Source organism: Halomonas sp. ALS9, from assembly GCF_001651035.1.
GTDB lineage: Bacteria > Pseudomonadota > Gammaproteobacteria > Pseudomonadales > Halomonadaceae > Vreelandella.
On the sequence record NZ_LXRG01000109.1, the window covers coordinates 46602 to 64558 of the forward strand.

17 protein-coding genes are annotated in these 17957 nt (G+C 55.9%); 14 read left to right on the forward strand and 3 right to left on the reverse strand.

Annotation, left to right across the window (positions count from 1 at the left end):
- The first annotated feature begins 28 nt into the window (after window positions 1-28).
- Entirely contained in the window at window positions 29-691 is a 663-nt protein-coding gene (locus tag A6R74_RS07995; RefSeq protein WP_064234004.1) for an HAD family hydrolase, read from the forward strand.
- 84 nt (window positions 692-775) lie between these two features.
- Complete coding sequence (locus A6R74_RS08000) at window positions 776-1570, forward strand: IclR family transcriptional regulator domain-containing protein (RefSeq protein WP_064234005.1); 795 nt, start codon at window positions 776-778, stop codon at window positions 1568-1570.
- On the opposite strand, the gene hglS is transcribed toward A6R74_RS08000, so the two are convergent.
- Complete coding sequence (hglS, locus tag A6R74_RS08005) at window positions 1567-2928, reverse strand: 2-oxoadipate dioxygenase/decarboxylase HglS (RefSeq protein ID WP_064234006.1); 1362 nt, start codon at window positions 2926-2928, stop codon at window positions 1567-1569. The two genes, A6R74_RS08000 and hglS, sit on opposite strands and share 4 nt — an antisense overlap.
- Window positions 2929-3131: 203 nt before the next feature.
- Between hglS and A6R74_RS08010 the strand changes: the two genes are divergently transcribed.
- Both A6R74_RS08010 and A6R74_RS08015 read left to right on the forward strand, forming a co-directional pair.
- The gene (locus A6R74_RS08010) at window positions 3132-3986 is read left to right on the forward strand and encodes a DUF72 domain-containing protein (protein ID WP_064234007.1); all 855 of its coding nucleotides are present in this window, start codon (window positions 3132-3134) and stop codon (window positions 3984-3986) included.
- A 154-nt stretch (window positions 3987-4140) separates the two neighbouring features.
- Window positions 4141-5484 carry a sodium-dependent transporter gene (locus tag A6R74_RS08015; protein ID WP_064234008.1) on the forward strand — a complete coding sequence of 448 codons (1344 nt, stop codon included), beginning with the start codon at window positions 4141-4143 and terminating at the stop codon, window positions 5482-5484.
- Between the two features lie 111 nt (window positions 5485-5595).
- On the opposite strand, the gene A6R74_RS08020 is transcribed toward A6R74_RS08015, so the two are convergent.
- Window positions 5596-5811: a PA3496 family putative envelope integrity protein gene (locus A6R74_RS08020; protein WP_022521120.1), complete on the reverse strand. Its 216-nt coding sequence runs from the start codon at window positions 5809-5811 to the stop codon at window positions 5596-5598.
- Between the two features lie 251 nt (window positions 5812-6062).
- Between A6R74_RS08020 and hexR the strand changes: the two genes are divergently transcribed.
- The 3 genes from hexR to A6R74_RS08035 all read left to right on the forward strand — a co-directional run bounded on the left by hexR (window position 6063) and on the right by A6R74_RS08035 (window position 10592).
- Entirely contained in the window at window positions 6063-6917 is an 855-nt protein-coding gene (gene hexR / locus A6R74_RS08025) for a transcriptional regulator HexR (protein ID WP_022521119.1), read from the forward strand.
- Window positions 6918-7168: 251 nt separating this feature from the next.
- Window positions 7169-9367 (forward strand): DNA helicase II, encoded by a 2199-nt coding sequence (gene uvrD, locus A6R74_RS08030; protein WP_064234009.1) that lies wholly within the window; start codon window positions 7169-7171, stop codon window positions 9365-9367.
- A gap of 130 nt (window positions 9368-9497) precedes the next feature.
- Complete coding sequence (locus tag A6R74_RS08035; protein WP_064234010.1) at window positions 9498-10592, forward strand: TRAP transporter substrate-binding protein; 1095 nt, start codon at window positions 9498-9500, stop codon at window positions 10590-10592.
- A gap of 82 nt (window positions 10593-10674) precedes the next feature.
- Here A6R74_RS08035 and A6R74_RS08040 read toward each other — a convergent pair whose 3' ends face one another.
- Window positions 10675-11091: an acyl-CoA thioesterase gene (locus A6R74_RS08040; RefSeq protein WP_064234011.1), complete on the reverse strand. Its 417-nt coding sequence runs from the start codon at window positions 11089-11091 to the stop codon at window positions 10675-10677.
- 247 nt (window positions 11092-11338) lie between these two features.
- On the opposite strand from A6R74_RS08040, the gene A6R74_RS08045 reads away from it, so the two are divergent.
- From A6R74_RS08045 to A6R74_RS08075, 7 genes are all read left to right on the forward strand, one after another.
- Window positions 11339-12187 carry a PstS family phosphate ABC transporter substrate-binding protein gene (locus A6R74_RS08045; protein WP_121499368.1) on the forward strand — a complete coding sequence of 283 codons (849 nt, stop codon included), beginning with the start codon at window positions 11339-11341 and terminating at the stop codon, window positions 12185-12187.
- A gap of 180 nt (window positions 12188-12367) precedes the next feature.
- A complete protein-coding gene (locus tag A6R74_RS08050; protein WP_064234012.1) occupies window positions 12368-13486 on the forward strand; it encodes an ABC transporter permease subunit in 1119 nt (372 codons plus the stop codon).
- Window positions 13483-14907, forward strand: coding sequence for a phosphate ABC transporter permease PstA (gene pstA / locus A6R74_RS08055; protein ID WP_064234013.1), 1425 nt, complete (start codon window positions 13483-13485; stop codon window positions 14905-14907). The genes A6R74_RS08050 and pstA overlap by 4 nt, the downstream gene beginning before the upstream one ends.
- Window positions 14901-15716, forward strand: coding sequence for a phosphate ABC transporter ATP-binding protein PstB (pstB, locus tag A6R74_RS08060; RefSeq protein ID WP_064234014.1), 816 nt, complete (start codon window positions 14901-14903; stop codon window positions 15714-15716). Before pstA ends, pstB begins: the two co-directional genes overlap by 7 nt.
- Before the next feature lie 31 nt (window positions 15717-15747).
- Window positions 15748-16473, forward strand: coding sequence for a phosphate signaling complex protein PhoU (phoU, locus tag A6R74_RS08065; RefSeq protein WP_064234015.1), 726 nt, complete (start codon window positions 15748-15750; stop codon window positions 16471-16473).
- Between the two features lie 79 nt (window positions 16474-16552).
- On the forward strand, window positions 16553-17269 hold the full coding sequence (gene cysZ / locus A6R74_RS08070; RefSeq protein ID WP_064234016.1) for a sulfate transporter CysZ: 717 nt from the start codon (window positions 16553-16555) through the stop codon (window positions 17267-17269).
- 120 nt (window positions 17270-17389) lie between these two features.
- Window positions 17390-17884 (forward strand): copper chaperone PCu(A)C, encoded by a 495-nt coding sequence (locus tag A6R74_RS08075; protein ID WP_064234017.1) that lies wholly within the window; start codon window positions 17390-17392, stop codon window positions 17882-17884.
- Window positions 17885-17957: the final 73 nt, after the last annotated feature.

A 17957-nucleotide genomic window follows, 5' to 3' on the forward strand; every position in this document is an offset into this window, starting at 1 on the left:
CTTGGAACCTAGCCAGCGGAGCAGCTCCGTGAGTGATGACGATACGATCCCTTTATACGCATTGGTATTTGACTTCGATGGCGTTGTTCTCGACTCTGCAACCCTAAAGCGCCAGGCGTTTGCCGACGTATATCGTCAGGCGCCTGAAAGCCAGTATCGCGCCGTTGTGGCTTACCTCAGCCGCCGCGGTGGCCAGCCTAGAGAGGTCAAGTTTCGCCATATTGAAGAGCATATACTGGGCAAGCCAGCCAGTAACGCCCGTATCCAGGCGCTTTGTCAGCAATTTAAAGCCAGTGTCGAAGAGCGTTTACTAGCCGCACCGCCAATTCCTGGAGCGCTAGAATTTTTAAGTGGTTGGCACAACCAACGTCCGCAGTATCTGCTCTCTGCCACACCCGAACAGGAACTCAAGGCTATTGTGGCGCAGCGCCAATTGGCGCTTTACTTTAAAGAAGTGGTGGGCGCGCCCCCGGATAAAGCCACGGGTTTACGCAACTTACTCACCCGACACCAGCTGGCAGCGAAAGCCACCGTTATGATTGGCGATTCGTATAATGACTATCGCGCCGCACGCTCAAACGGAACGCTTTTTGTTGGTGTCACCGCGAATCCCGCTCAATCCCCTTTTCCAAACGATGTCGTCACGATTAAAGATCTATGCACATTGGTTCAAGCGCTCAACCTTCTATAGCGAGCAGCGCATATATGTTCGCTATTCGAACAATATGCTATATTGGTCTTTTAAATTTACGCCTATTCCGATGAGTGGACACCGATGGAAGAGCAGCTTCTGGATGAAATGTTAACCCCCGATGACCGCGACTTCGTAACAGCGCTGGCGAGCGGCCTGGAAGTGATTTTAGCCTTTGATGAAAGTCACCCACGCATGACGCTTAGCGAAGTGGCCGCGCGCACGGGCATGAACAGGGCCAAGGCCCGACGCTTTCTGCTCACCCTGCATGCGTTAGGCTATGTACGCAAACAGCAGCGTTACTTTGAGCTAGCGCCGCGGGTGCTTCAACTGGGCTACTCGTTTTTGTCCGCCAATAATTACCGCAGCGCTATTCAGCAGTATCTGGAGGAGATCACCAACGAGTGTGGCGAGTCATCCTCTTTAGGCGTGCTGGATGGCGATGAGGTTATCTATGTAGCCCGTTCAGCGGCGCGCCATAGACTAATGGCCATTACGCTATCCGTAGGGACTCGCTTGCCAGCAGCACATACTTCAATGGGACGCGTTCTGCTCGCTCAATTGTCAGAAGCGGAACTGGAAGCCTACTTGGAGCGGCTGACGTTAGAGCGCTATACCGATAAAACGTTTACCACCAAAAGTGAGCTTAAAAAGTGTATTCACAAGGCGCGCCAGCAAGGTTACGCCATCGCCGATCAAGAGCTGGATTCAGGCTTACGCTCGCTGGCAGTTCCGGCCTTTGATGCCAATGGCAAACTATTGGGCGCTATCAACATTAGCACTAATGCTGCACGTATCGATTTAGATACGCTACTGAAAGAGTACTTGCCGCTCCTACAGTCAAAAGCCCGCCTAATTCGCACCACTATTAGCTGCTAACCCGCCAGGTTCACCAGCGCCTGTTCAAGCGATGTTTGCTGGCGCTGGGTATATAGCTCGATTTCATCGATGACGGCTCTGCCCAGGGCCTGCTCAAACGCCTGCTGGCTTGCGCTGCTGGCATAGTTATCATGACTGCTTCCACCCAGGTTGGATTGAAAAATACCGGCCGCACTTACGGGCAAGAAATCTTCATAAATCATGGGGGTAACTCTGAGGGCGCCTTGTTCGATCAAGCTCTCCACCCGCTCAACTGAAACCGGCCCTTGCACAGAGGCTCCCGGAACTGCTTGGTAGTGGAAAAAAGCCAACCTCTCACGGCGCAGCGTAGCGTAATCATCGGGAAATGCTTTAAACACATCCGATAAATGCGCTTGATGAGCGTCATTATCCACTGCCATAGGTGCATTTTCCTTGGCGGAGGCTAGCAGACGATCATAAAGCTCACGCCCTTTAGCGGTTAACGCAATACCGCGCTGTTCAATTTCGCCAAAGCGGGCGGTGTGCTTACCCTCAACAGCGTCCGCGAATGCGATGGTCTCTTCCAGTGCTTTAAAACTGGTTTGGCGCAACAGTATCGGGCAATCGCGACGCGGCGGGCCTTCAATAGTCGCTTTAGGGTCAATGCCCACGCTCGGCATACGCCGCTGCACGTCATCAATATCCAGCGTTCTCGGCGTTAGGTGGTTAATGTGCGGGCCACGGAAGCAGACCACATCAGCGATTAAGCGGTGTTCGGCGTGCAAACGCTCATAGGTCGCCAAATCGACCGTGGCGTTGTCGTGCCAGCGAAACGTTTCCAACGCTTCCTGCACAAACTGCTCGGCATCCTCGGCACTTAGGCCGCCCTGTTGCTCAAAACGCTCAACCAGTGTTTTGACGTTGGCAGTGAAGATATCGCGGGCCTTTAAAATTTCACTCGCCTGCTCTCTGAGCTCCGCTTTTTCAATCAACTCAAGGCGTAGTAACGAGGTAAACACACGAAATGGATTACGCTTAAGCGCACTATCCTCCACCGGCCGAAACGCCGTGGAGTGAACCGGTACGCCCGCCGCAGCTAGATCATAGTAGCCTACCGGTTCCATACCCATTACGACGAACATGCGCCGCAGCATGGCTAATTCGTTTGGGCTACCCACTCGAATAGCGCCGTGGCGTTCAACGTTGATACGCGCCAGCTCATCGCTGGTTTGCAGTTCACTATTTAGCCTGGGGTTTGCGGCTAATACCGTTTGGTTAACCGCCTCAACCAGCGACAGCAAGGTGCCGTATTGGGGTACCTCTTGCTGATACATTGCCGACATCGCGCGGGAAAACTGGTCGCGAATTTCATCACTGCTAACGTAAGTTGAACTCATCGGGCTATCCTGTTTGTAAACGGCTATAGCGGCCCATATAAGGGTGGTACCTACATAGTAGCGCTATCGAGGCATTAACAATTTCACTTTTTCCGCGCCTTGCTACAAATAAAAGCCATTTAAAAGCCGCTCTCAGCGCTTAACAGCCAAGCTTCTTAGCCTGTTATATTAGCGCTTGATCTTGTTGACGTAGGCTGGCACTCATGACGCTTCCTCTTTATCTAGGCTTGCCCATGTGGGCCAATCAAGACTGGTTGGGCAACCTTTATCCACGCCACGCTAAAACTGAGCTGTTAACCGATTACGCCGCGGTGTTTTCCAGCGTTGAGGGCAATACTACCTTTTATAGCGGCACCCCAAAGCCAGAAACTATTGCTGCCTGGGCGCGCCAAGCACCACCCCACTTTCGCTTCTGTTTTAAATTACCTGCCAGCATCACCCACGATCAGCGGTTAACGCGCTTGGAAGACGCTTGGGCATTTTTAGCGGCGCTAGAACCGCTTCATGATCGCCTAGGGCCAACCATGGTGCAGTTGCCGCGTGATTTTGGCCCTCAAGAGCTTCCCCAACTTGAAGCGCTGCTTAAAGCTTGGCCTGCCCATTTGCCTTGCGCGGTCGAGGTTCGCCACCCTGAGTTTTTCCACAAAGGGGCTGCCGAAACGGCCCTCAACCGCCTGTTGATAACTTATTCAGCCAATCGCGTGATGCTTGACGTGCGCCCGCTCTTCTCGACTCCGGCAAATGACCATTTGGGCTTGGCCCACGCTCAGCAAGAAAAGCCGAAACTCCCGCTACACGTGCTTTCCACGGCAAATGTTCCTGTCATTCGTTTCATTGGCCATATTGACAAAACGATTAATAGCAGCTACTTCACCGCCTGGAAAGACCGCCTAAAGCTGTGGATAAATCAGGGGAAAACCCCTTTCTTATTTGTGCATACTGCGGATAACCGCGAGTCTCCCCACATGGCTCGCATCCTCTATAACGCGCTAGGAGAAGTGACGCCATTACCCCCACTTGCCCCCTTCGCCGGTGAAAAGCAAAGCCAGCTGTTTTAGACCGCTTTTTTAGGTGAGCTAACTGGCATGCTTCCTTTCGATCAGATAAATTGCGTTTACTTTCGGAAAAAGACGCCGACAATGACGCATTTTTCCGAAAAAACGGTGTATCGCACCGAAAAACTCATTACAACTGATTAAAAGAAGGTGTGTCATGGCAAAACTTGCACACGCACAATGGTCATCGCGCATGGCCTTTGTGCTGGCCGCCGCTGGTTCAGCGGTAGGCCTGGGGAATATTTGGCGGTTCTCTTATTTGGTTGGTGAAAGCGGTGGTGCCGCTTTCGTGCTGGTCTATCTTGCCTGCGTGGCATTGGTCGGCGTGCCCATTCTGCTTTCTGAGTGGATGATTGGCCGACGCGGCCAGAAAAACCCCATCGACAGCATGAAGGATCTCGCCCATCAAAGCGGTAAGTCTAAGGGGTGGGCACTGGTCGGTATCAGCGGCGTAGTCGCCGGCTTTCTGATCCTGTCTTTCTACAGTGTGATTGGCGGCTGGTCGCTTAACTATACGCTGAGCTCGGTCATTGGCACCTTCAGCGGCCAAAATGCCGAAAGTATTGGCGAGATCTTCAACGGAATGCTTGCAAGCCCCGGCACGCTGCTGCTCTGGCACAGCGCCTTTATGCTACTGGTTATCGGCATCGTTGCCCGCGGCGTGACCAAGGGACTTGAGAGCGCCGCGCGCTCGTTGATGCCTGCGTTGGTCATTTTGATGCTGATTTTGGTGGGTTACGGAATGACCACCGGCCACTTCGGTGAAACCTTAACGTTTATGTTCAGCCCTGACTGGGGCGCGCTGAATGGCGGCGTGGTGCTTGCGGCCATGGGCCAGGCGTTCTTCACGCTGTCACTCGGGATGGGCATCATGATGGCCTACGGCTCGTACCTTGGCGAAGACGTCAATCTGCTGAGCACAGCGCGCACGGTCATCATTATTGATACCGCCATTGCGCTGCTTGCCGGTTTGGCTATTTTCCCCATCGTCTTTGCTAATGGCTTGAGTGCCGGCGAAGGCCCGGGGCTGATCTTTGTCACCCTGCCTATCGCGTTTGGCAATATAACTGGCGGCGCCATCCTGGGACTGATGTTCTTCCTGCTGCTGACTTTTGCCGCGTTAACCTCAGCGATCTCATTGTTGGAACCCACCGTCGCGATGCTTGAAGAGCGCACTCCGCTGTCGCGCATTCCAGCAACCCTGGTTAGCGGTATTTGCGTGTGGCTATTGGGTGTTGCAGCGCTGCTGTCGTTCAACCTGTGGTCTGACGTCTTATTCTTCGGGCTGAATATCTTTGACTTGCTGGATACCTTCACGGCGAAAATTCTACTCCCGCTTACCGGACTGGGAGCCGTCGTATTTGTCGCGTGGTGCCTGGATCGCAAGAGCGTTGAGGAAGAACTGGCGCTGTCTGCAACAGGGCTCAGCGTGTGGAACATTGTGGCACGCTTTATCGCACCGATCGGCGTTATCGTGGTGTTCCTCGCCGGTATTCTTTAATACGGGTCTGCTCGGCTCTTTGGATTCTAGAGCCGAGCGCCTATTAGCATGCTTTAAAACGGCTAGATCTCATATCAGGCATTGCCACATGGCAATGTTCTCAGTGCCGTCTCAGTGCAACTCGCTCTCTTGCCGATCTTCATCGGGTAAGGGGGCGATATCCCGCGATAACTTCTGAAACTCTCGATGCAGCTCAATACCCCGCCGCGCCCTTAAGCTACGTTGGGCTGCGCTGCGCTGGCGCTGAGCGTGCTCATCCACTTCCATACTCATAAAGATATCGAGCAATTCGCTTTTAACCGAGGTGATTCGTTCGACGTTTCTCATAATCGACGTTCCTCCAGATGAATATGCCTTCGTCCACCTGCATCCGTGACGACTGTTATGATGCAGTGCGGCACTTCAATTATTACTATAACCTACTTGACAAAATGATGACTATTCCTAAAAAAGGGGGCTAACGGCCTTTAAACGCTATACCTAACGTCGTTATCAATGCCCATTTGCGCCACCAGTCAGGCATACTGTGACCAATGCCAACGAAGCCAAGTGTGCTAGAAAGCCAAGGAGCTGTGAACGTGAGTCGCGCCCTGTTCGATGAAATGAGACGCCGCATGGAGCACTTTCGACGCTCCGAGCAAAAAGTGGCGCGGTTTGTACTGCGCAACCCCGAAGAGGTTATCCACATGCGCATTGTGGATCTGGCCACCGAAGCCACCGTTAGCGAACCTACCGTGGTGCGCTTTTGCCGTGCGCTGGGTTGCAATGGCTTTCAGGACTTCAAGCTACAGCTAGCGCAAATGCTGGCCAGCGGCAGTCAGTTCGCGCAGTTCTCCATGAACGATAGCGACTCGGTCGCTGAGTTTTCCCACAGCATCTTCGACTCGACGGTGGGCACGCTGCTCTCGGTTCGCGACCGGCTGGATAACGATGCCCTGGGCCGTGCGGTAAATGCCCTGGCGATGGCCAATCGGGTTGAGTTCTATGGCTTTGGGGCTTCCGGCGCCGTGGCCTTTGATGCCCAGCACAAGTTTTTCCGCCTACAAATTTCCACCTCTGCCTACGCCGATCCGCATATGCAGAATATGTCCGCGGTGACGTTGAACGATGGCGATGTCGTGGTGGCCATTTCCCAAACTGGCCGCACCAAAGCGCTGGTTGCCAGCGTGCGTTTAGCCCGAGAAGCGGGCGCGACGGTGATTGGCCTGTGCCCCAGCGGCTCGCCGCTGGCCGAAGAAGTCAGCCTGCCGCTGTATATCGATGTCCATGAAGATACTGAGATCTATACCCCGCTTAGCTCACGCATTGCACACTTGGTGCTAATTGACGTGCTTGCCGTCGGCGTGGCCAAAACCCGCGGCCCGAAACTCGCCGAACAGCTTAAAGCGGTTAAAAAGAGCCTTAACACGCTGCGCTTTCCTGAAGAATCCTAGTCTTTGCCTATACCGAGGGCAGGTTGTAGCGAGGGTCTTTTGACAGGGCCGGAAAATGTTCCTGACAATTCCGGCATTTCCGCCATCCATGGCGGTCAGATGTCAAAAGTAGCGCCCACGGATGGGTTCACAGCGCCCTCGCGGAAACCTGCCCTCGCACAGAGGCGAGAAGATTGCCACACCTGTATACACAGCCAGTTTGCTGGCTGTGCTAGACTAGCCGCCTATTTTTTGATCCGGCAGCGGCTACTATGGACGACGTCACGGCGATTCTCGATCAGCTCAACTCCGCCCAGCGCGAAGCAGTGAGCGCCCCCCAAGGTAATCTGTTGGTGCTCGCAGGCGCTGGCTCCGGTAAAACCCGCGTGCTGGTGCATCGCATCGCCTGGCTGATGCAGGCGGAAGGGCTGTCACCCTACGCGCTGCTCGCCGTCACCTTTACCAATAAAGCCTCAAAAGAGATGCGCACGCGCCTTGAGGCGCTGCTGAGCCTCTCAATGCGCCATGTATGGGTGGGCACCTTCCACTCTATCGCCCACCGCCTGCTACGCACTCACTGGCAGGACGCCAAGCTGCCGCAACACTTTCAAATCATCGACTCCGACGATCAGCTACGCCTGGTCAAACGGCTGCTGAAAGATTACTCCATCGACGACGAGCGCTACCCGCCGCGCCAAGTGCAGCACTTTATCTCCGGCTGTAAGGAAGAGGGGCTGCGCCCGCACCAGGTCAATGTCGATGGCGATGCCTACATGGGCCAGATGGTGGAGCTGTATGAGCGCTACCAACTGACCTGTGAGCGCGGCGGCCTGGTCGATTTCGGCGAGCTGCTGCTGAGAAGCCTCGAGCTACTGCGCGATAACCCGACGCTTCTGAAGCACTACCAGGAGCGCTTTGGCCACGTACTGGTGGATGAGTTTCAGGATACCAATACGCTACAATACGCTTGGCTAAAACTGCTCACCGGAATGAAGACGCCGATGACCGCGGTGGGCGATGACGACCAGTCGATCTACGGCTGGCGCGGCGCCAAGGTGGAGAACATCAGCCGCTTTGAGCAGGAGTTCCCGCAAACCCACACCGTTCGGCTTGAGCAGAACTACCGCTCCACCAGCGCGATTCTGGAAGCTGCTAATACGCTGATCAGCCATAACAGCGAGCGGATGGGTAAAAACCTGTGGACTGACGGCATCGAAGGCGAGCCGATCTCGATTTACGCCGGGTTTAACGACCTGGAAGAAGCCCGCTATATCGTTGATACCATTAAAGAGAAGGTCGACGAAGGCTTCAACCGCCGCGATATCGCGATTCTTTACCGCTCCAACGCCCAGTCGCGGCTGCTCGAAGAAACCCTGATTCGCCAGGGCATGCCCTACCGGATTTACGGTGGCCACCGCTTTTACGAGCGCCTGGAAATCAAAAACGCCCTGGCCTATTTACGCCTGATGCTCAACCGCGATGACGACGCTTCGCTGGAGCGGGTGATCAATGTGCCCACCCGCGGCATCGGTACGCGCACGGTGGAGATTGTCCGTCTGCGCGCCCGTGAGCAGGGCATTCAGCTGTGGCAGGCGCTCCACGATTCAATTAACGACGGCACCTTGAAAGGCCGCGCCGCCAATGCGGTGCAAACCTTCGCCAATCTGATTGAGCAACTCGATAACGATGCTGCCGGCATGGCGCTGCACGAGATTATCGATCACGTCACCGTGCATACCGGTTTGATTGAGCATCACAAAAGCGAACGCGGCGAGAAAGGCCAGGCACGGGTGGAAAACCTGGAAGAGCTAGTCACCGCTGCCCGCGCCTTTACCCATGGCGATGTGTTTGAAGCGCCTGAGGCGGGCGAAGGCATGGCGGCACTGGAAGCGTTTCTTTCCGAAGCGGCCCTTAACGCTGGCGACCACGAAGCCGAAGAGTTTGAGGATAGCGTGCAGTTAATGACGCTGCACTCTGCCAAAGGGCTGGAGTTCCCGGTGGTGTTTATTGCCGGTGTCGAAGAGGGGCTGTTCCCGCATAAGATGTCGCTGGAAGAACCGGGCAGGCTCGAAGAGGAGCGGCGACTGTGTTACGTCGGCGTCACTCGCGCCATGCAGAAGCTCTACCTGACCCACGCCGAAACCCGCCGTTTGCACGGTAAAGAGGTGTTTCCGCGCCCCTCACGCTTTCTACGCGAGCTGCCCCCGCACCTGCTGGAAGAAGTCCGCCTGCGCGGGCATATTTCCCGCCCGGTCACCGCGTCACGCACCTCTTTTGCCCAGCAAAGCGTCGAGGGCAGCGACGACCTGCCTAGCCTGCACGTCGGCCAGGGGGTTGAACATCCGGTATTTGGCGAAGGGATTATTCTTAACGCGGAAGGCGAAGGCGCCCGCGCCCGGGTACAGGTCAGCTTTGAAGGCGAAGGCGTCAAATGGTTAGTCCTCGGCTTTGCCAAGTTGACGCCGCTCTAAGGCGCAAGCGCTTGGTGTTGAGGCCAATGGCTTGCCGATTAAAACCCGCTTAGCGCATACTGGCGGACGGACACTGCGCTTTTTTGCGCGCTGACAAAAAAATCCTATAATTTCCGGAGTTTTGCTCGCCATGCAACGCCGTAACTTCCTAAAAACCGTCGGCCTGGGTGCCGCCGGTGTCGCTGCTGCCCCTTTTGTAACCACCTCTAGCGCGCGCGCTCAAGAGACCTATACCTGGGACATGGTCACCTCGTGGCCAAAAAACTTTCCCGCCCTGGGCACCGGAGCGAATGACTTCGCCCGCCGGGTAGAGCAACTTTCCAATGGCCGCATGCAGATCCGCGTCCATGGTGCGGGTGAGCTGGTACCCGCCCTGGAAGTATTCGACGCCGTGGCTGCCGGAACCGCTGAAATGGGTCACTCCGCCTCTTACTACTGGCGCGGCAAAGTGGCTGCTTCGCAGTTCTTTACCGCCGTACCGTTCGGCATGACCACCACCGAAATGAACGCCTGGTTGTACCATGGCGGTGGCCAGGAGCTGTGGGATGAGATCTACGCCAATCACAACCTGAAGCCGTTTGCCGTGGGCAATACCGGCACGCAGATGGCGGGCTGGTTCAAGAAAGAGATCAACTCGCTAGACGATATGCAGGGGCTGAAACTGCGCCTGCCTGGCTTGGCAGGTGAGGCGATGAACGGCATCGGCGTGAGTACCGTCAATATGCCGGGCTCGGAAATCTTTACCTCGCTGCAAACCGGCGCACTGGATGCCGCCGACTGGGTTGGGCCGTATAACGATCTGGCGTTTGGTTTGCACCAGGTAGCTGACTACTACTACACCTCGGCGTGGAACGAGCCCTCTGCGGTACTCGAAGGCACGATCAACCTGGATGCCTGGAATTCGCTGCCGGAGGATCTGCAGGACGTGATCCGCGAGGCCGCACGCGCGTCTAACATGGCCATGATCAGCGAATTTGCCTTCCGCAACGCCCAGGCGCTGGAAGCGCTGGTCGATGAGCATGGCGTTCAACTGCGTACTTTCCCCGAGGATGTAATGGCGGCGCTTTATACCTCGTCGTTGGAAGCCATCCAGCGTCAGGTCGATAGCGACGAAGAGTCTCGCCGTGTTTACGAGTCTTATTCTGCTTTCCAGAAGCTGCTGCGTCCGTTCAGCGATGTGGGTGAGTACGCCTACCTCAAGAACCGCGATAACGTTGAGGGCTAAAGCGTTAGGCTAAACGACAAGCACGGCCAAAGGGCGCACTAAGCGCCCTTTTGCTATTTAGGGCGGGGTTTTGATGGTGGAACTAGTCGCTATGCACCGCGCGTATGCGGCCATTATCGTCCAATGCGACCATCACAAAGCGCGCTTCAGTGACTTTCTGACGCTCTTCTATACGCTGCCCATAGGGCGGACGCACCCAGACCTCTACGTCAATTTTGATCGAGCTATGGCCAATCTCTTGTACCTGGGTGTAAACGCTGACCATTGAGCCCACGCGCACCGGGCTTAGAAAGTCCATGGCCTCAATCGCCACAGTCGCCGTGCGGCCACCCGCTTCACGCCCAGCTGCCAGCTCGGCCGCTTGATCCATCTGGTTGACCAGCCAACCTCCGGGTATATCACCATAAAAATTGGTATCTTGGCGGGAAGCCAGTAATTTTAAAGTAAGCTGCCCTTGCGGGGCGGGAGCGTCGTCCAAATCGGTTTCCAAAAGAGTCATGAGTTCGTCGCTTAGTCAGTTTATTGTTGTAAACGTTGCAGGGCGTCACGTTGTTAATGGCTGTTGCTGCATCGCAACACCAGTGAATGGATTCAGTTAACCATAAGAGGACGCTTGTTTGAATACTCCTGTGCATACTCTTTCAACGCATCGTAGCTCTTCTTTACCTCGACAGCACTTCTTGTTGCGCTGGGTAATAACGCTTCTGGTACTGGTGGCCCCCCTGGCCTGGAGTCAACCAGCCGCTATGAGTGGCACCTTGGGCGCGGTGGGCTCCGACACCATGGCGGGGCTCATGCTGCGCTGGGGCGAAACCCTGACTACTCGCTATCCAGAGGTAAAGCTGCAATTTCAAGCCAGCGGCTCGGCCAGTGCGCCCACGGCGCTGGTGGCAGGCACCACCCGGCTTGGCCCAATGTCTCGCCCGATGACGGCTGACGAGCGCGATAATTTTATTGAGCGCTATGGCTACCCGCCGCTGGAATTAAAGGTCGCCCGTGATGCGCTTATTGTGGTTGTACACCGCCACAACCCGCTTCGCACGCTAACCCGCCAGCAGGTCGATGCGATTTTCTCCACCTCTCGCGCCTGCGGTGGTGAAGCACCCATTAGGCGCTGGGAGCAACTCCCGGCGACCCGTGACTGGTCATTTGGCCATATTGCGCTGCATGGGCGTAACCTTGCCTCGGGTACCCACGGGCTATTTCAAGAGCGGGCATTATGCGGTGGTCAATTTCGCAACGATATCAGCGAACACCCTGGTTCATCGGCGGTGGTCGCCGCAGTGGGCGAATCCGCCAATGCGATGGGCTACGCCGGGTTTAACCACCTCACCCCAGCCGTGCACGCCTTAAGCCTCTATAACGATGAAGGCACCGCCATACCGCCCGATGAAGCGTCTGTACAAAGCGGCGATTACCCGTTGTCACGCTACCTTTATCTCTACGTAAACCAGCCACCGGGCGAGACGTTGCCGCCACCCGAGCAGGCATTCTTAAGGCTGATTCTATCCGAGGAGGGTCAACAGATTGCTCGTGCGTCCGGTTTTGTTCCGTTAACTCAAACGGTTATTCGCGAGCAGCAAAAGCGCCCTTAACGCTCAATAAAGGTGGTCAACCACTGTCATCTAACTGACACATAATTGTTTTAGGGTAAGGGGTTAATCTATGGAGTGTTTTCACGTCGCTCTTTTTTCACGACTCGTTTTTTCACGGCACACTTGTTCAATACCTATTGATCCGTTCTGTGATCACCTCGGTTTTGCCATGATATCGACATGACCCTACCTCGGCTCAACTCTTCTCGCCAGCCGTTACGGCTGCTGCGGGATCGCGTGGCTACCGGTTTAATTACTGCGGGTGGCGTGGGCGTGCTGCTGGCAATTCTGGCGATCGGCGTTTTTTTGGTGTGGGAAACCCTGCCGCTGCTAGCGATTGGCGATACCTTGGCGCTGGCTAAGCTCTCGCCACTGGCCTGGGGCACCCTCAAAGCCGCGCTAGCTGCACTGCTGTTCGCCATTCCCGTGGCCTTGGGTGCAGCCATCTACTCTGCGCTGTTTATGTCAGCGCGCCTGCGTTCGCGCATCAAGCCCGCGCTCGAAATGATGGAGGCTATCCCCGGTGTGGTGGTGGGCTTTATTGCCGGGCTTATTTTGGCGCCTTGGGTAGAACGTCATCTCGCCAGCGCGTTAGTGCTGATTATTTGGCTCCCGCTCAGTGCTGCGCTGGCCGGATTACTCTGGCAGTTGGCCAAAACACGCCTGCGCCGCCGCTTACCGCTCTCCTGGGCGGGCCTCTGGCTGATTCCCTGGCTCGCTTTCATGGTGGCGATAGCGCTATGGCTTGCACCATGGTTAGAGCTGCATTGGTTAGGCGGTGACCTACGCCAATTGCTCGACCAGCGCTACGGCATGGATTACGCCACCCGGAACGCGCTGATCGTCGGCATTGCCATGGGGTTTGCGGTTATCCCCAGCATCTACTCACTGGCAGAAGACGCGCTGGCAGATGTGCCCCCGACCCTAATAGAGGGCGCCCAGGCGCTGGGTGCCAGCCGCTGGCAGGCGTTATGGAAAGTGGCACTGGTGGCAGCGGGCCCTGGTATCTTCTCGGCGATAATGATTGGAGCGGGCCGGGCGGTGGGCGAAACCATGATAGTGCTTATGGCCAGCGGCAATACTGCCCTGTTTAGCGCCAGCCCCTTTGAGGGAATGCGCTCCATGACCGCGGCTATCGCCATCGAACTACCTGAAGCGTCACCCGGCGGTCAGACCTACCACCTGCTGATTTTGGCCGCGCTAGTGCTGTTTATATTTACGTTCTTGGTTAACACCCTGGCCGAGGTCGTCCGCCAACGCTTGCGCCGCCGCTACCGTCAGATAGGAGGCACACTATGACCTCTGTCTCGGCCAACTCGGCCTCTCGCCGACCTCGTTTTAGCCAGATAAATGACTTGTGGCCCTGGCTATGTGCCGCCAGCGTAGCGCTTTCCCTGCTGATGCTGGGCGCGCTTCTCACGCTACTGTTAGTACGCGGGTTAGGGCACTTTTGGCCCGCCTCGCTGGAAGAGGTCACCCTTAGCTCAGGTGAAACTTTTGCTGGCCAAGCCGTACGCGAGGTCGCGTTGCCCCAACAAACAGGGGATGAACGCCTCTACTTCACCGGCAACCAGGATATCGATGGCGCTCGCTGGCGCTGGGTGACCATCGAGCAAATTGTCGAGCGCGCCCAGCCAGCCGACCTGATACGCATTGATCGCAGCCCCTGGGGCGACTTTATTGGCCGGCTAGAAGCCATTGAGCAAGGTGACCAGCGCTGGGAGGGAGAGGCTGCTTGGCAGCAGTTGACGGCGCTCTTAGCGCTTCCCGCTAACCAGCGCCAGGCGGGCCAACTGCTGCTTACCAGCGTGGATGGCCACACCCTGCGCCAACCACTCGCTAGCGTAGTTAGCGCTCAAGCGCCCAATGCCATGAGCGGGTGGCAGAAAGCCCGTGCCTGGGGAGAGGGTGTTTGGCGATTTTTAAGCGAAGGCCCACGGGCGGCCAATACCGGTGGTGGCGTATGGCCGGCTATTTTTGGCACCGTACTGATGGTGATTTTAATGTCGGTGATGGTGACCCCATTCGGGGTGCTGGCAGCTATTTATCTTAATGAAATCGCCCATCAAGGACGGCTAACTCGCCTCGTGCGCATCGGCGTACGTAATCTGGCGGGCGTGCCGTCGATTGTGTATGGGGTATTTGGCTTGGGGGTGTTTGTATATGGTATTGGCGGCTCGCTGGATGAGTGGTTCTTTAGCGATACGCTGCCTTCGCCCACCTTTGGCACTGGCGGCCTGCTATGGGCGTCACTCACCCTCGCGCTGCTGACCCTACCGGTGGTGATTGTGGCCACAGAGGAGGGCCTGGCGCGCATTCCCGAAGCTCAGCGTGAAGGTGCCGTGGCGCTCGGCGCTACGCGCTTAGAAATGCTCACCCGCATCGTGCTGCCCATGGCCGCCCCGGCGATGCTGACAGGGGTCATCTTGGCGGTCGCCCGCGCGGCCGGTGAAGTGGCGCCGTTGATGCTTGTGGGAGTCGCCAAACTAGCGCCTCAGATGCCCATCGATGGTGAGTTTCCTTACCTGCATTTAGAGCGCAAGTTTATGCACCTTGGCTATCATTTATTTGATACCGCCTTTCACGGCGAGGATGTGCAGGCCGCCATTCCACTGGTTTACGCCACGGCGCTACTTTTAGTATTAATTGTGCTGATGCTTAACCTAACTGCCATATTTCTGCGTCATTATCTTAGCCGTCAACGGGGAAACGAATGCTAGCGTCATTACATTCAGACAACACCTCTCAGGCATCAGTGGCGCACTTTACGTCCGAGCACAGCTGCCTGAGTATCGATCACTTTAGCCTCGCCTACGCGGGGAAAGAGGCGTTACGCGACTTAACCCTCAGCGTTCCGCGGCATCGTGTAACCGCCTTCATTGGTCCGTCGGGATGCGGTAAGTCGACGCTATTAAGGGCGATTAACCGGCTGCACGATCTCAATGAGTCGGTCACCCACAGCGGTCAAATCACCCTGGAAGGGCAGGATATTCATGACCCTCAAATGAATGTCACCGAGCTGCGGCGGCGTGTCGGGATGGTATTTCAAACACCCAATCCCTTCCCCATGTCGATCTATGAAAACGTTGCCTTTGGCCTGCGGCTGCAGCAGCGCCTGCCTAAGCGCAAAAGGGACGACATTATTGAGTGGGCTTTAACCTCCGCCGCGCTATGGGATGAAGTAAAAGATCGCCTGCACCGTTCCGCCTGGCAGCTTTCGGGTGGTCAGCAGCAGCGCCTGGTCATCGCCCGCACCTTAGCCGTTCAGCCCGATGTGCTGCTGCTGGATGAACCTGCATCAGCGCTCGACCCCATATCAACCCTCAAAATTGAGGAGTTGATCCGTAACCTCAAGTCGGAGCTGACGCTGGTACTGGTCACCCATAATATGCAACAAGCGGCGCGCGTATCGGATTACACCGCCTTTTTGCATCAAGGTGAGCTGGTGGAATACGGGCCTACCGATCAAGTCTTCACCAACCCCCGTTTGCAACGCACCGAAAACTACATCACCGGCCGCATCACCTAGGCCTTAGCGACTGAACCGTCAGGAGTGCTCCATGGATATTACTAGCGACTCTCACAGCCAGCATATCTCTCGCCAGTTCAACCAGGAGCTGGAAGAGCTGAAAACCCACCTGATGGCCATGGGTGGTCTGGTGGAAAAACAAGTGCAGGACGCCGTCTTTGCCCTACTGGAAGGCGACACTCGCCTAGCCGAGCAGGTGCGTGACAATGACCGTCAGGTCAATGACCTGCAGCTGCAAATCGACGATGAATGCACCCGGGTACTGGCGCGCCGCCAGCCTGCAGCGTCTGATTTGCGTCTGGTGCTGGCCGTTATCCGCGCCACCTCTGACCTTGAGCGCATTGGCGATGAAGCCAGCAAGATCGCCCGCAATGCACTGTTACTGAGCGAAAACACCAGCACCATTCGTGGCTTAGTGGAAGTGCGTCACATTAGCGAGCACGTGCGTAAAATGCTCCGCGATGCGCTCACCGCCTTTGCCCGCTTCGATACCGATCTGGCTATGCAGGTCGTGCGCGAAGACCAGCTAGTTGACGACGAGTACAGCAGCGCTATGCGCTCGTTAATGACCTTTATGATGGAAGACTCGCGTTCGATTACATCAGTACTCAGCATCATGTGGGTGCTGCGCGCGCTGGAACGGGTAGGTGACCACGCCGACAACCTCGCCGAGTACGTGGTTTATCTCGTCAAAGGCCTGGATATTCGCCACAGCGACACCGACGACCTGGATCCGAAGGTGCTAAAAAAGTCTTGACCTGATACGGGTTTCCTCCTGCAATACGTCCAGGCTGCCAAGCGGCCTGGACGTTTGAATCACGAGGAGCTCCCCCCAAATGCTGGATGCTGTCACTGCGCTTAGCCGAGGTACACGCTGTGTGTATCAACCGGGTATGCGCCGCTATATTTTCCTGCCGATTTTAGTCAACCTGATTGTCTACGTGAGTATGTTCAGCTTTGTGCTCAGCCGCTTCGATGGCTGGTTGGCTCATTGGATGAACATGGTTCCTGCCTGGCTTGATTGGCTAGCGTGGCTTATCTGGCCCCTGTTTGTGATCAGTCTGTTAGTGGTGGTGTTTTTTACCTTCACGCTGATTACCAGCCTAATTGCCGCGCCTTTTTACGGCTTTTTAGCCGCGAAAGTTGAAATCCAAGCCACTGGCCGTGAGCCCATTGATGACCGAGGTCTGGCCAAAACAGCCATCGATGCGGTGGGCCGTGAGTTTGTTAAGCTCGCCTATATTCTGCCGCGTGCCGCCGGCCTGTTTGTGATTAGCTGGATTCCAGGCGTCAATTTAGTTGCCCCGCTACTGTGGGCGCTGTTTTCCGCCTGGGTGATGGCCATCACCTATTTGGATTACCCCATGGATAACAACAAGGTAACGTTTGCCGATATGCGGCAACGGCTAGCCAAGTGCTGGTGGCAAAGTCTCAGTTTTGGTGGGCTGGTCACGCTTATCACCTGGATTCCGCTGGCCAATCTATTTCTGATTCCCGGCGCTGTCGCGGGTGCTGTACTGCTCTGGGATGACCACTATAGAGACGGCATGTAATGATGCAAATAATGACGCACGTGGCATCACGCCGCAGTAAGCGCTTATTACCCAGGCTAAGTCGCTTTGCTACCTTTACGTTTTAGCTAAATTATCCTCCCTTCAATAAGGAATAAACGCATGTTAAAACCGATGGCTTGGCTGGGTGGCGTACTCGTGATGGCCGCCCTGTCTATTTCAATGGCGTCTGGAGCACTCGCCCACGACGTGCGAACAGACGCTCTGCGCATTGCGCACCCCTTCGCCACCCCCACCCCACCGGGCGCTGAAAACGGCGCCGCTTATGTGGATATCACCGCCTTTTCAGACCCCGTCACCCTGATTGGCGCCAGCAGCCCTGCAAGCAACAATGTTGAGCTGCACAATATGCAAATGGACGGCGATATGATGCAGATGCGGCATGTGGATGAAATTCATGTCGAGGCTGGAAAAACCATTAGCATGCGCCCTGGCGGCGGCTTTCACTTAATGTTGCTTGGATTAACCGAGCCGCTAAAAGAGGGCGAGCGGTTCCCGCTCACACTCACCTTTGCGAAACAGGGTGATGTGGACATTGAAGTCTGGATTCAAAGCGCCCAAGAAGGTAGCGAAGCAGCTGATGGGCATCATCACTAATGCCGGTTGCTTTTAATACATAGCAAATAACACATAGCAAAAAACCCCGCCAAATGAACTGACCCCATAAACT